The organism is Rhodococcus sp. BL-253-APC-6A1W (assembly GCF_012843405.1).
In the GTDB taxonomy this organism is placed as follows: domain Bacteria; phylum Actinomycetota; class Actinomycetes; order Mycobacteriales; family Mycobacteriaceae; genus Rhodococcus.
This window is the reverse complement of sequence record NZ_JABAFB010000009.1, coordinates 156,300-169,571: the sequence shown is the minus strand read 5'-3', so window position 1 is coordinate 169,571 and position 13,272 is coordinate 156,300. Positions and strand designations below refer to the sequence as shown.

Sequence of the window (13,272 nt, the reverse complement as noted above, 5' to 3'; positions counted from 1 at the left end):
TCTGCGCCACCAAGTAGTTGCGCGCGCAACAAAGTCGTGTCATGGTTGCCGCATCAAGTTGAAGTTTCAATAATCTACGAGGAGACAACGCGATGACGACCGCCACCACCACCTTTCCCGGCCTCACCACAGGGATCTGGGCCCTCGATCCGGTCCACTCCAACGTCGGCTTCACCGTCCGGCACCTCATGGTGAGCAAGGTGCGCGGAAGCTTCGAGAGCTTCTCCGGCGCGATCACCGTCGCCGAGGACGGCACCGCATCGGTTCGCGCCGACATCGACGTCGCGTCGATCAGCACCAAGAACGCCGATCGCGACGCCCACATCCGGTCGGCCGACTTCTTCGACGCCGAGCAGTTCCCCGTCGCGACCTTCGTCTCCACCGGTGTCCGCGCGGACGGCGACGACTACATCGTCGACGGCGACTTCACGCTCCGCGGCGTCACCAAGCCGGTCGAGCTGCGCCTCGAGTACAACGGCGTCAACGCCGGAATGGGCAACGGCCCGGTCGCCGGGTTCGACGCCACGACCGTGATCAACCGCAAGGACTTCGGCATCTCCATCGACATGCCGCTCGAGGGCGGCGGCGCCGTCGTCGGCGACAAGATCACTCTCCACCTCGAGATCGAGGCCGGCCTGCAGGCCTGATCCCCCCGACATCTCCCGCGCCATCGCCCTCGGGCGTCCCTCCGCACGGAGGGGCGCCCGTCGGTGCATTCGGACACGTTCGCCACGGCGCTACCCTGAAGCCGTGAAAAAGTACGCCCCCGCGCTGGTTGCCGACGTGGTCCTGATCCTCGTGTTCGCAGCCCTCGGCCGATCCAGCCACGAAGAAGTCCTCGATCTCGTCGGCCTGGCACGCACCGCGTGGCCGTTCCTCGGCGGGCTGACCGTCGGCTGGTTCCTCGTCGCGTGGCTCTACCGCGACAAGTTCGACGCGTTCGCCGCAGCACCCACCGGCCTTCTCGTCTGGGTGAGCACGCTTGTCGGCGGCATGCTGCTCCGCGCGGCGACCGGTCAGGGAACCGCCACCGCCTTCATTCTCGTCGCCACCGGCTTCCTCGGCGTGACTCTGATCGGCTGGCGACTTCTCGCCCGTGTGGTCCGACGGTCCGATTCTCGGGTCGCGTGAGAACAACCACTGTGTGATTTTTCGAGATCGATTGGCTCGAGGGTGTCCCACGGTGAAACAGTGGATATATGACTGACACCGCTTCAGTGCCGGAGTCGCGATCCGATACGAGGTTTTTCGGCCAGCCTCTGGCGCTGGCCAACCTGTTCGGCGTCGAGATGTGGGAGCGATTCTCCTTCTACGGCATGCAGGGCATCCTCATCTACTACCTGTACTACTCGGTTGCCGAGGGTGGTCTGGGGATCAGCAATGCCGCCGCAACCTCGATCGTCGGCGCGTACGGCGGCACGGTCTATCTGTCGACGATCCTCGGGGGATGGATCGCCGACCGTCTCCTCGGCTCCGAACGGACACTGTTCTACAGCGCGATCCTGATCATGTTCGGCCACATCGCGCTCGCGCTGCTGCCGGGCTTCATCGGTGTCGGCGTGGGCCTCATCCTCGTGGCCGTGGGCAGTGGCGGACTCAAAGCGACCGCAACCTCGATCGTCGGTGACCTCTATGACGAGAAGGACCAGCGCCGCGACGCCGGATTCTCCATCTTCTACATGGGCATCAACATCGGCGCCCTCGTCGGTCCGCTGCTCACGGGGTTCCTGCAGGTCCGGTACGGGTTCCACTGGGGATTCGGACTCGCCGCGATCGGCATGTTCCTCGGCCTGTTGCAGTACACGCTCTACCGCAAGCACCTCGGTGACATCGGCAAGGTTCCGCCGAACCCGTTGCCGGCGGAAAGCCGGATGCGTGTCGGCGGAATCGCACTGGCCGCGCTCGTTCTGGTCGTGATCCTCGCCTCCACCGGCATCATCTCCGCGAACAGTCTGTCCGACATCGTCGTCACCCTGACGGTCATCGCGGCGATCACCTACTTCGTGGTCATCCTCTCGAGCAAGAACATCACCTCGATCGAACGCAGCCGGGTGCTGTCCTTCATCCCGATGTTCGTGGCGAGCGCCGTGTTCTGGTCGCTGTTCCAGCAGCAGTTCACGATGGTCGCGGTGTACGCCGATACCCGCCTGAACCGCGACCTGTTCGGGTGGGAGTTCCCGCCCTCGTGGGTGCAGTCCATCAACCCGGTGTTCATCATCGCGTTCGCCGGTGTCTTCGCGGCTGTGTGGACCAAGCTCGGGCCGCGCCAGCCGTCGTCGCCGATCAAGTTCGCTGCCGGCACGATCATCATGGGCATCGCGTTCCTGTGCTTCATCCCGATGGCGGGTGGCGGTGCCAACAGCGCCCCGCTGCTCGGCCTGGTCGGCATCCTGCTGCTCTTCACCTTCGCCGAGTTGCTGCTGTCGCCGGTCGGCCTGTCGCTGACCACGAAGCTCGCCCCGAAGAGCTTCCATACACAGATGGTCGCGTTGTTCTATCTGTCGGTCGCCCTCGGCAGCGCGATGGCCGGCACGCTGGCGGGTTTCTACGACGAGACCAACGAAGTGCCGTACTACCTGTGGATCGGCGGCGCCTCGATCGCGGTCGGCGTTGCCCTTGCCGTGGGTTCGCCCTGGATCAAGAAGCTGATGCACGGCGTGAACTGAGTGCCGCCCGGAGGTCTCGCCGCGTTGCCACGGACGCGGTTCACGTGAGCGCGAGCCACGCGGCGAGACCGAATCCTGCCGTCGCGACACCTACGCGAAGCGCGGTCGGCGGGATGCGCGCGACCAGTGGGGGTCCGCACCAGCCGCCGGCGAACGCGCCGAGAGCCATCGCGAGGGCCGCCGGCCAGTGCACCGGCCCGAACACGGCGAATCCGATCGCGGCGACGAGGTTCGCGGTACCCAGCAGATAACTCTTGAGAATGCTGGCCCGCCATATGCTCTCGGACGTGCAGATCAACGTCACCGCCAGAATCATGACGCCGGCGCCCGCACCGAAGTAGCCGCCGTATACGGCCACGACGAACAACGCAGCGGCGTACGCACGCGGCAGGTCGCGGCCGCGCGCCAAGGCGCGGATACGGGGCTGAAGCAACAATGCGAGCGAGGCGAGTGCCACCAGATACGGCACGACCGCCTCGAACGAACCGGCCGGTGCGACGAGCAGCACCCCGGCTCCGATGGCGCCGCCCAGCGCGGCGTAGGCCGTCCACCTCCACACCCGTGGCCCGGTATTAACGACTTCACGGACGGAGTTCGCGAGCGCTCCGACGCCGACGCCGACCATCGCGACCGTGTTCGTGACGTTCGCCGCGACCGGCGGCAAACCGACGGCGAGCAGTGCCGGATACGACACCAATGATGCGAGCCCCGAGACGAATCCGACCACTCCTGCGAAGAAGCCCGCAACCACGAGCAGCAGCAGTTCCAGGACCGTCACGATCGCCGAACCTACCGCCTGCCGCCCCCGGGCGCCCGGACCGGCGTTTCGCCGGGCGAGGTCAGAAAGCCTCGTCGGGCTGCGCGAGTTTGCTGAGGAATGTATCCGCGACCGTGATCGCCCGGTCTCCTCCGTCGGCGTCGGCGACGAATACCGCGAAGGCGATATCGCCGCTGTAGCCGTAGAACCACCGGTCGTCCCCGCTCGCGGCGGCGACTCCCGACAGTCCCGCGTGCTTACGCAGGAAGGACGCTGGTCCCTTCTGTACGTTGTCGGCCATCATGCCGCGCAGCGCGTCGACGACGTGCGGGGGCAACGCGTCGACCGGGTCGTTGATCGTCGCGGGCTGACCCTGCACGATCGACGGCGCCACAGCCTCGCCGCGCGCAACGGAGGCGGCCAGAACAGCTGCTCCGAGGGGGCTGATCAGCGCGTCGTCGTTATCGGATCCGGCGAACTGCACCACTCCGGATCGTGTGTTGCCGATCTGGCTGGTCTCGAAATCGAAGCCGGGCACGCTGACGTCGAGGCCGAGTCCGAGCCGGCGGGCCGTCTCTGCGAGATCTTCCGAGCTCACATCGGCGCCGTCGATGCCCTTGTCGAGTCCGGCGGCCAACCGGACCGGGTCGAGCGTGCCTCCGGCCGGGTACATGCCGTGGGTCGCGACCGGACCGAGTTCCATCGCCCAGTTGTTCACGTCGGCGGCGAGGACGCCGCCCGTGGACGGCTGGATCGCGACGAGCGCGGTGGGTGTTCCGGTGGTGACCACCGCTTCCTTCGCGGCAAGCTGCACCTTCGAGTCCACCATGGCGTTGAGGTCCGGGGGCGGCGGCCCCTGGAAGCCCGCAACCTGGATCGGACCTTCCTCGGGATCTTCGAGCGTGACCGCCCAACCCGCGGTACGGTCGCGTTCGAGTTGCCACGCCGAGCGCAGCGTATCGAGCAACGGCGTGGAGATCCGTCGATCGGCACTGATCAGCGTGGGAGTCTGGATCACTTCGACACCGGGGATCGACTCGATGTCGCTCCCGAGGAACTGATAGTCCTGGTCTCGTAGTTTGACGGCGGTGATCCGGTTGCCGGGGTCGTTCGCGAGCCGGTCCTGCATCAGTTGCGCGGTGATGACCGGCGCGACAGGTGCGAGCACCTCGGCCAGCCGGGTCGTGGTCGCGCCGGGGTCGGGCATGGCGGCGGGATCGAGCACGACGGCGTTGATCGTCTGTTCCTCCATGAGGAGGCGGCCCGTGCGGTCGAAGATCTTCGGGGGCGCGGCGTCGGTGCGGACGTGGTGAACGGTTCGTCCGCCGCCGAGGTCGGGCACGATGATGTCCGGGTCCCACGACACTCGCCAGCCCACGCCGAGTTTCCTGACCGCACCGTCGACCTGGTAGCCCCAGTCCATGCCCTCGCCGAAATTCCAGGCGGCGGAGAGCGTGAAATACCCGGACTCACTGTTCAGTTCGACGAACTGCGAGACCTCGTAGTCGACCGTGCCGTCGGACAGGCCGTCGAACATCTGCCCGATGGTGCTTTCTGCTGCGCTCGGGTACGACGTGAGCGAGGCCGCTGAGGCAGGGTCACGGGCGTCGAGAGCGGCGACGAAATCGTCGACCAGGCCACGCGCGTCGGTCCGTGAGCCGTTGACCACGAAGGCAGTGACCGCCACGGCGACAACCAGAACGACGACCGCTGTGAGGGCGAGCACGCGCATCCGCCCCCTGCGCCGCCACTCACGAAATCCCATGACAACCAACCTTCACTTCAGCCACAGGAGGAACAAGCACGGCGTGCCTACGAACGAATCACAATTACGCCACACGTCCGATTACCCCCTCAACCACCTGCCGGCGGCTTCGACTGCGGGAGCCGAACCGTTCGCCCCTGCCACGAACACTGCGAAGGCCAGATTATCGCGTGATCCGACGAACCATCCGTGCGCCCCGTCGTTTTCACCGTACTCTGCGGTCCCGGTCTTACCCGTCAGATCGGGGATGTCTCGCAACATACTCGCTGTACCGCCGGTTATCGTCTCGCGCATCATGGTTCGCAGCGCAGCGGTCACTTCGGCCGGTGCCGGAGCGATTTCCTCGTCCACGGTCGTCGCACTCCCCTCGACGAGTACCGGCAGCGGAGCGCTCCCGTTCGCCACGGCCGCCGCGACGAGGGCCATACCGAAGGGTGTCGCGGTGACCTGTCCCTGTCCGATCGCCGATTCGACGAGGGCTGCGGGAGTGTCCGTTTCCGGTACCGATCCGGTGACGGTCACAAGTCCGGGCGTGACATAGTCGGCGCCGAGCCCGAACTGACGAGCCGCGTCCGTCAGTGCGGTCGGAGGCAGGTTCACGGCGAGCTGTCCCATCGTGGTGTTGCACGAGAACGCGAACGCTGTGTGCAACGGCACCGCCCCCAGATCGAAGCTCTCGTCGTTCGGGATCGTGCGGTCCTCGATCGTCGCCACTCCCGGACACGGCAGGACCGTGTCCGGGTCCGCGAGCCCGGCCTGAAGCGCAGCCGAGGTGGTGACGACCTTGAAGGTGGAGCCCGGCGGATACAGGCCGGTGAGCGCGAGCGGACCTTCGCGGTCGGCGGCGGCGTTCTGCGCGATCGTGCGCACTGCGCCCGTCGAGGGCTCGATGCCGACGATCACCGCGGGAGTGTCGAGGGAGGCGAGCGCAGCTTCCGCCCCGATCTGCAATTGCGGATCGATCGTGGTGGACAGGTCGGACGCCTCGGGCCCTGTCTCGCCGGCCACCTGCTGCGCGGTCCCGTCCGGCTCGACCCGCTGGACCACCCACCCCGCGGATTCGGCCTGTCCCTGTTCCCACAACTCCACCAGGCCGGACCACACCGGCGAGGCCAGCGCCCGGTCTGCGACCAGCAATCTCGATTGCGGAACGAGCGTGACGCCGGGCAGGGCGGTCAGCTGCTGTTCGATCGGAGCCAGGTCGTCCTCGCGCAGCGAGATCGCGGTCAGCGACTGTCCGGGCGCTTTCGCCCGATCGGCGGCGAGAGACTCTGCGGTGATCGTCGGGGCAACGGGCGCGAGCAGCGGTGCGACTGCCGCGGGGTCGGCGTTCGCATCGAGATTTACCAGCGTGACGACCTGCTCGCTGAACAGGGTGCCGCCCGCCCGGTCGTAGATCGTCGGCGGCGCACCCGCGGTGGTCACCAGACGCACTGTTGCCCCGTCCGCGAGTTCCGGGGAGAGCACAGCCGGATCCCAGCGCACTCTCCACGAGTCGGAGTCCTCCACAGCCGACCCCGTCGTCCGGTACGCCCAGTCGCGTCCCTCCCCGAAATTCCACGAGACATCGAGGTCGAAGGTGTTGCCGTCGCCCGTGCCCGCAACGCCGACCACCGGATCGCTGGTGCCGAGGCCGTCGAACATGCCGGTGATCGCGGCGGCCGCGGCCTGCGGGTCGGTGGTGAGCGCGGCCGCTGCCTGCACATCGCCCGCGTCGAGCGCGGATGCGAACTCCGCGGCCACCGTCTCGGGCTGGTCCGGCCCCAACAAGCCGCATCCGGCTGTCACGAGCACGAGGATCGGTGCCACGCCTGCGGAAACCCACTGCCGTCGAATACGCACGACGTCGATCATGCCCAAATTCTCGACGACGTGCCGGACAGTGCGCGCCGCCGGGAGCGTCGGGGAGGTGTCGATATTCGGTTGCACGACCGTCGTCACACGACCTACCGTGGTACTCGGCCCTGTCACCGAACGAGTGGAGAACTGCGTTGCTCCGGTAGTGGTTGTCGACCACGCGGCACACCCGCGATCGATCCACCTTTCAGGAGCACTCATGTCTTCCCTCTCGGGCATCACGCTGTCCGGCCTCACGTACGACCATCCCGACGGCACCCGCGTCTTCGAGAACCTCGACGCGACTTTCACACTCGGGCGAACCGGTCTCGTCGGGCGCAACGGAACCGGGAAAAGCACACTTCTCCGTCTCGTCGCCGGGCACCTCCGGCCGCGGAGCGGTGCGCTGACCGTCCGGGGCCGAGTCGCCTTTCTCCAGCAGGACGTCACGCTCGATCCGTCGGTAACCGTCGCGGCGGTACTCGGGTTGGACGAGATTCGAAGGGCCCTGCGGCGAATCGAATCCGGCGTCGGAGACGCCGGCGATTTCGGCATCGTGGGCGACCGCTGGGACATCGAGGAGCGCGCGCTCGCACTCGTGCACCGGCTCGGTCTGGAACGAATCGTGCACGACGAAGGCGACTTCGACCGCACCGTGGGTGGCCTCTCCGGGGGAGAAACGATGCTGCTCGCCTTCACGGCACGGTTGCTCGACGAACCGGACGTGCTGTTGCTCGACGAACCCACCAACAATCTCGACGCGGAGGGACGCGCGCGACTGCAGGAGGCCCTCGACCGTTTCGCCGGCACCGTCGTCGTCGCCGGTCACGACCGCGACCTCCTCGACCGGATGGACACGATCGCCGAACTCCGCGACGGGCAACTCCGGCTGTTCGGTTGCCGATACAGCGAATACGAGCAGATCGTCGCTGCGGAACAGGAGGCGGCGCGTGCCGCCGTGCGCGACGCGCGCAACGACGTCCGGCGTCAAACACGAGATCTCGCAACCGCGCAGGCGACCCTCGCGCAACGACAACGGTACGGACGCAAGATGTTCGAGCAGAAACGCGAACCGAAGATCATCATGGGTGCGCGTAAACGGCAGGCTCAGGAATCGGCGGGCCGGTACCGCCGTGAACACGAGGCGAATCTGGACTCCGCGCGAGCGCACCTCGCACACGCGCAGGACGCCGTGCGCGACGACCGGGAGATTCGTGTCGACCTTCCGGAAACCACCGTGTATCCGGGTAGTTGCGTGGCGGAAGGGCCACTCGAGATCGTCGGACCGGAACGTATCGCTCTCGGCGGCCCCAACGGTTCAGGCAAGACGACACTGCTCGACCGCATCGTCGAGGCCGGCCCTCTTGTGCCGTTCGCGCTGCTCCCCCAGCGACTCGACATCTTCGACGACACGCTGTCGGTGGTGGAGAACGCAGAACAGCGGGCACCTCATCTGCCACCACAGGAGATCAGGGCGCGACTGGCCCGGTTCCTGTTCCGGGGCAGCGACGGCGACGTGCCGGTCGGTGCGCTGTCGGGCGGAGAACGGCTGCGGGCCGCATTCGCGATCGTCCTCGCGGCAGATCCGCCGCCCCGCCTGCTGCTGCTCGACGAGCCGACCAACAACCTGGATCTGCCGAGCCTCGATCATCTGACGCAGGCGCTGCACGGATTCGCGGGCGCGCTCGTGGTCGTCTCGCACGACAAGCGGTTCCTCGACGACATCGGGATCACCCGGTCGGTCACACTGGGCACATGAGTGTCACGACCAACCCCGCCGACGGAATCCGTCTCTCGTACTCCATTGCCGGCTCGGACGAGAAGAACGCTCCCGATGTGATGCTCGTGCACGGGAGCGCGCTGTCCTCCTCGGTGTGGCGAGGTTTCGGCTACGTGCGCGCGCTCGGCGACCGGTACCGCCTGATCCTTCCGGACCTGCGTGGACACGGCCGCAGCGACACCCCGCACGAGCCCGACGCGTACGCGATGGATCGCATCGTCGGTGATCTGCTGGCCGTGCTCGACGCCGCGGACGTCGAGCGCGTGCACTACGTCGGGTACTCGTTCGGCGCGAGGGCGGGGCTGGCGCTGGCCCTGGCCGCTCCGGACCGGGTCGCCGGCCTGGTCCTGCTCGGCGGCAGCGCACGACCACAGCGCGGGGCGATGGACGCGATGTTCTTTCGCGGCTGCGTCGACGTGCTCGAGCGCGACGGCATGGAGGGTTTCGTCCGCGAGTGGGAACGACAGCGGCAGGAACCGGTGGACGCGGCCACGCGGGCGGCGTTCCTCGCGAACGACCCACTCGCGCTGGCCGCGTACTTCCGGCGCTCCGACCTCGAGCCAGGGATCGACGACGAGGCCCTCGCGGCACTCGACGTTCCGACGATTGCGGTCGCCGGGTCCGAGGACCACATGCGCGTGGACGACACCCGCGCGATATCGCGCGCGATCCCGGGCGCGCGTCTGGCCGTGCTGCGTGGGTTCGACCATGCGACGACGGTGGCGGCGCTACCGGAGGTTCTCTCGGTCATCGAGCCGTTTCTCGAGGCCCGGACCGTGCGCTGACCGGGCCTCGCGCTCAGCTCACGGCTGCGGGACGACGGGCAGCCATCGCTTCGCAGATGAGCGCCTTGACCGCGCGTTTCATCACTTCGACGGCGTCCGGCACGGGTAGACGCAGCACGTCGCGGAGCGAAACCCACATCGGCCACGTCGTGCTGATCGCGATCGAACTCTCGATCTGGCAGCGCACTTCGCTTCCCACACCGTCGAGTTCCCGCGCGAACAACACTTGCGCTTCGAACGCCGCCCGCTCGAAGTAGCGCAGACGATTGTGCTGGAGTTCCCGCGAGAACGGCGCCCGAATCTCCGACGATCGGGCGAACGGTGCGATGAATTCGAGCAGTTCGGCCCGCTGGCGGCAATACGCGTCGATCCGCTCGGAGAGCGGCAACGACGGATCCACGGGCTCGTACGCGTCGTCCTGGCGCCGTAAGAGTTCGGCGCCGGTCGCCTCGAACAGCTTCTCGAGATCTCCGAAATGACCCCACAGGGACCGCAACGACACACCTGCGCGCGCCGCGATCTGCGCTCCTGTGGGTTTGAGTTCACCGGCACGGATCAACGCAATATGCGCGTCGATCACGGCCTGCCGCGTGCGTTCGGCACGCGCCGACCGCCCGTCGACATGGCCTGGTGGCCTGATTCCGGTGTCCATATCGTACGCGTACATCGCTCCCCCGATTTCCGCTCGACAACTATGTACCGGCCACTCCCCTCGTCGGTGGCCGGATTGTTGTAGTGCCGAGAATAGACGACACGCCGGGCGAATTTGAGAATGCCCGACGTGTCGTTATCGAAACCAGCGAAATTACCTGGACAGCAATCCCTTCGCGATGTGCGTCACCTGAATCTCGTTGCTCCCCGCGTAGATCATCAGTGATTTCGCATCGCGGGCGAGCTGCTCCACGCGGTACTCGGCCATATAGCCGTTTCCGCCGAACAACTGCACCGCCTCCATCGCGACATCGGTCGCGGCGCGCGACGAGTAGAGCTTCATCGCCGATGCCTCGGACAGGCTCACAGGCTTCCCGGCCTCTGCGCGTTCGATGGCACTGAACACCATGTTCTGCACGTTCACCCGCGCGATCTCCATCTCCGCGAGCTTGAGCTGGATCAGCTGGAACCGGCCGATTTCGCTGCCCCAGAGCTTGCGCGACTTGGAGTACTCGACACACAGCTTCAGGCACTGCTCGATGATGCCCAGCGACAGGTACGCGATCCCGATGCGTTCTGCCGCGAACGATTCCTTCGCGCTGTCCTTGCCGTCGCTCTTGCCGCTGTCCTCGGTCTCCCCGAGGAGTCGGTCCCGGGTGATGCGCACATTGTCGAAGAACAATTCGCCGGTGGGCGAGGAGTTCATGCCCATCTTCTTGAACGGCGGGCTCTGGGTGAGCCCCTCCATTCCCTTGTCGAGCACGAACGCGAGTACTTTGCGATCGCGCCGGTCGACGGAGGCGTTTCCTTCGTCGAGCTTCGCGTAGACGATGATGACGTCGGCGTACGGCCCGTTGGTGATGAACGTCTTCTGTCCGTTGAGGATGTAGTCGTCACCGTCCCGGCGGACCGTGGTCTTCATTCCGCCGAAGGCGTCCGAGCCGGAATCGGGTTCGGTGATCGCCCACGCGCCGACCTTCTCGAAGGTCACGAGTTCGGGCAGCCACCGCTTCTTCTGTGCGAGCGTTCCGCGGCTGCGAATCGTACCGGCGGTAAGACCCAGGCTGACACCGAGAGACGCCACGAGACCGAGACTGACCCCCGCGATCTCGATGTTGAGCAATGCCGCCATTCCGGGAGAACCGCCCATGCCGCCCGATCCGGACGACTTCTCACCCGATTCTTCCTTCGCGAGTGCCCGTTCGAGCGATTCCCGAGCCATCTCGTCGATGCCGAACGTCGAGTACAACTTGCGAATGATGTCGTAGGGCGGCAACTCACCCGACTCGAGCCTGTCGACATGCGGACGGAGTTCCTTCTCGATGAATCCGCGCAGTGCATCGCGGAACATGAGGTCTGTATCTGACCACTCGTACATCTCCGAAATATAGAACACGTTCCGGTTTCTGTATATGCTCCGCATCGTCGGCAGCCTCTCCGAAACCCACCCGGACGGCGGGTAGCCGGGGTTACTGTTTCGTCCCGAACACGCTGCCGGGGAGGTCTCGAAGTGGATGTCGTGGCACTTCACATGAGCGACGGATTGATCGATCCGCGCGCCTCCGTCTTGTTCTATGTCGTGGCAGCGATCGGTGTGTGCCTTGCCGCCTGGTGCGCGCGCAGCGATCTCCACGTGCGGACAGTGCCCTTCGCCGCGCTGGTCACGGCGCTGATCGTCGCTCTGCACACGGTTGCCGTCCCGATCCTGCCCGGCGTGAGCGGGTATGTCGTCGGGGCGGCGATCGCCGCCATCCTGCTCGGCCCCTTCGTCGGCGCCCTGAGTATGGCCATCGTGCTCACCGTGCAGGCGTTCGTCTTCGCGGACGGTGGGCTTTCCGCACTCGGTGCGAACGTCACCAACATGGCGCTCGCCGCGGTCGCCGCCGGATTCGTGGTCGCGGTGGCCGCGCGGGCACTTCTTGTGCGTCGCGAGGTTCGCTCGCCGCTCCTGACGCCGGCGCTCGTGTCCCTCGCCGCAGGATTCGTCTCCGTGTTCGCCGCGACCGCAAGTTTCGTCGTCGAATACGCGCTGGGAGGAGCCACCGCCACGCCCGTGGAGAACGTGGCGTACCTGTTCGCGGTGCACATCCCGGTCGCGCTCGTCGACGGGTTGGTGACTGCCCTCGTGGTCGTCGCCGTGACCCTGGTCCACCCGGCGTCCGTCTTCCTGTTGCGAGAACAGTCCGTAGCGGCCCGCCCTACCGCACATCCGCGCGGGGTGTTGCTCGCCGGGCTGGCATTCGCAGCACTGGTGATCGCGGGCCTCGTCTCCCCGCTCGGTGCGTCCGGGCCCGATGCACTGGAGGCGGCGACTCTGCGCGGGTGCACGGGGGGCCCGGACACCGATACCGGCGAATGCATGGCACGCCGGGTCGAAGAACACCGCTTCGCCGGGAGTGCGCTCGCCGGGTACACGGTCGGCGATCGGCCCGGATCCGCCGGCGTCGCGGCACTGATCGGGACTCTGGGCACCTTCGTCGTCGCGGGTGTCTGTTTCCGGGTCCTCGCGCCGCGGGAGGAAAAGCGCACCATGGCAAGTGCTGCGTGAGCGACTGCCCCTACCCGGGTTCCGGGGTCAGCACGAACACGGGCAGCGTCCGGTCGGTCCGGCGCGCGTACAGGTCGTAGTTGGGCCACGTCTTCAGCAACTCGGGCCACAACCGTTCGCGCTCTTCACCTTCGGCGACCCGCACCGACACCGGAGTCCGGTGACCCTCGAACAGCACGACCGCCTCGTCTGCCTCGCTCAGATTCAGCGCCCAGACCGGAGGCTTGGGGTGGCCCCAGTTCGAGCCGACGACGAGCCAGCCGCCGTCGTGCGGCACGCACAGCAGCGGAGTGGTGTGTGGCTCACCGGTTTTCCGTCCCCGCACCGTCAGCGCCAGCGACGGCAAGTCCGCGATCTTCAGGAGCGTGAACTTTCCACGGGTGACGCGCTGAATCGTCTTGTCCACGGCAATGATCGGGCGTGAGTAGTTCGGGAGCCAGGGCAGCGCACCGATCCGGATGGCGACCGGACGGAAGGGATTCAC

The 13,272-nt window shown here is 66.7% G+C and carries 12 protein-coding genes; 6 read left to right on the top strand and 6 right to left on the bottom strand.

Annotation, left to right across the window (positions count from 1 at the left end; all coding sequences use genetic code 11):
- Nucleotides 1–92: 92 nt before the first annotated feature.
- From HF877_RS15745 to HF877_RS15735, 3 genes are all read left to right on the top strand, one after another.
- Entirely contained in the window at nt 93–647 is a 555-nt protein-coding gene (locus HF877_RS15745) for a YceI family protein (RefSeq protein WP_169622123.1), read from the top strand.
- A gap of 103 nt (nt 648–750) precedes the next feature.
- Complete coding sequence (locus HF877_RS15740; protein WP_169622122.1) at nt 751–1,131, top strand: DUF3054 domain-containing protein; 381 nt, start codon at nt 751–753, stop codon at nt 1,129–1,131.
- A 68-nt stretch (nt 1,132–1,199) separates the two neighbouring features.
- On the top strand, nt 1,200–2,666 hold the full coding sequence (locus HF877_RS15735) for a peptide MFS transporter (protein WP_169622121.1): 1,467 nt from the start codon (nt 1,200–1,202) through the stop codon (nt 2,664–2,666).
- Nucleotides 2,667–2,706: 40 nt separating this feature from the next.
- On the opposite strand, the gene HF877_RS15730 is transcribed toward HF877_RS15735, so the two are convergent.
- From HF877_RS15730 to HF877_RS15720, 3 genes are all read right to left on the bottom strand, one after another.
- Nucleotides 2,707–3,444 carry a sulfite exporter TauE/SafE family protein gene (locus HF877_RS15730; protein ID WP_169622120.1) on the bottom strand — a complete coding sequence of 246 codons (738 nt, stop codon included), beginning with the start codon at nt 3,442–3,444 and terminating at the stop codon, nt 2,707–2,709.
- A gap of 61 nt (nt 3,445–3,505) precedes the next feature.
- Nucleotides 3,506–5,188, bottom strand: coding sequence for an NTF2-like N-terminal transpeptidase domain-containing protein (locus HF877_RS15725; RefSeq protein ID WP_169622119.1), 1,683 nt, complete (start codon nt 5,186–5,188; stop codon nt 3,506–3,508).
- 81 nt (nt 5,189–5,269) lie between these two features.
- Nucleotides 5,270–7,042 carry a penicillin-binding transpeptidase domain-containing protein gene (locus tag HF877_RS15720; protein WP_169622198.1) on the bottom strand — a complete coding sequence of 591 codons (1,773 nt, stop codon included), beginning with the start codon at nt 7,040–7,042 and terminating at the stop codon, nt 5,270–5,272.
- 202 nt (nt 7,043–7,244) lie between these two features.
- Between HF877_RS15720 and HF877_RS15715 the strand changes: the two genes are divergently transcribed.
- Both HF877_RS15715 and HF877_RS15710 read left to right on the top strand, forming a co-directional pair.
- Nucleotides 7,245–8,783, top strand: a complete 1,539-nt coding sequence (locus HF877_RS15715) for an ATP-binding cassette domain-containing protein (protein WP_169622118.1) — start codon at nt 7,245–7,247, stop codon at nt 8,781–8,783.
- Nucleotides 8,780–9,589: an alpha/beta fold hydrolase gene (locus HF877_RS15710; protein ID WP_169622117.1), complete on the top strand. Its 810-nt coding sequence runs from the start codon at nt 8,780–8,782 to the stop codon at nt 9,587–9,589. The genes HF877_RS15715 and HF877_RS15710 overlap by 4 nt, the downstream gene beginning before the upstream one ends.
- Nucleotides 9,590–9,602: 13 nt before the next feature.
- Here HF877_RS15710 and HF877_RS15705 read toward each other — a convergent pair whose 3' ends face one another.
- Together HF877_RS15705 and HF877_RS15700 are read right to left on the bottom strand one after the other, a co-directional pair.
- Nucleotides 9,603–10,256, bottom strand: coding sequence for a TetR family transcriptional regulator (locus tag HF877_RS15705; protein WP_240952511.1), 654 nt, complete (start codon nt 10,254–10,256; stop codon nt 9,603–9,605).
- A 138-nt stretch (nt 10,257–10,394) separates the two neighbouring features.
- Nucleotides 10,395–11,618, bottom strand: a complete 1,224-nt coding sequence (locus HF877_RS15700) for an acyl-CoA dehydrogenase family protein (RefSeq protein WP_169622116.1) — start codon at nt 11,616–11,618, stop codon at nt 10,395–10,397.
- A gap of 153 nt (nt 11,619–11,771) precedes the next feature.
- Here HF877_RS15700 and HF877_RS15695 point away from each other — a divergent pair, with 153 nt between their 5' ends.
- Nucleotides 11,772–12,788, top strand: coding sequence for an energy-coupling factor ABC transporter permease (locus tag HF877_RS15695; RefSeq protein WP_169622115.1), 1,017 nt, complete (start codon nt 11,772–11,774; stop codon nt 12,786–12,788).
- Between the two features lie 10 nt (nt 12,789–12,798).
- On the opposite strand, the gene HF877_RS15690 is transcribed toward HF877_RS15695, so the two are convergent.
- Complete coding sequence (locus HF877_RS15690; RefSeq protein ID WP_169622114.1) at nt 12,799–13,272, bottom strand: nitroreductase family deazaflavin-dependent oxidoreductase; 474 nt, start codon at nt 13,270–13,272, stop codon at nt 12,799–12,801.

Coding starts and splice junctions, on each gene's coding strand:
- HF877_RS15700 (WP_169622116.1), bottom strand. CDS start 11,618: ATGTACGAGTGGTCAGATACAGACCTCATGTTCCGCGATGCACTGCGC.
- HF877_RS15695 (WP_169622115.1), top strand. CDS start 11,772: ATGAGCGACGGATTGATCGATCCGCGCGCCTCCGTCTTGTTCTATGTC.
- HF877_RS15715 (WP_169622118.1), top strand. CDS start 7,245: ATGTCTTCCCTCTCGGGCATCACGCTGTCCGGCCTCACGTACGACCAT.
- HF877_RS15705 (WP_240952511.1), bottom strand. CDS start 10,256: ATGTACGCGTACGATATGGACACCGGAATCAGGCCACCAGGCCATGTC.
- HF877_RS15710 (WP_169622117.1), top strand. CDS start 8,780: ATGAGTGTCACGACCAACCCCGCCGACGGAATCCGTCTCTCGTACTCC.
- HF877_RS15720 (WP_169622198.1), bottom strand. CDS start 7,042: ATGATCGACGTCGTGCGTATTCGACGGCAGTGGGTTTCCGCAGGCGTG.
- HF877_RS15725 (WP_169622119.1), bottom strand. CDS start 5,188: ATGGGATTTCGTGAGTGGCGGCGCAGGGGGCGGATGCGCGTGCTCGCC.
- HF877_RS15745 (WP_169622123.1), top strand. CDS start 93: ATGACGACCGCCACCACCACCTTTCCCGGCCTCACCACAGGGATCTGG.
- HF877_RS15735 (WP_169622121.1), top strand. CDS start 1,200: ATGACTGACACCGCTTCAGTGCCGGAGTCGCGATCCGATACGAGGTTT.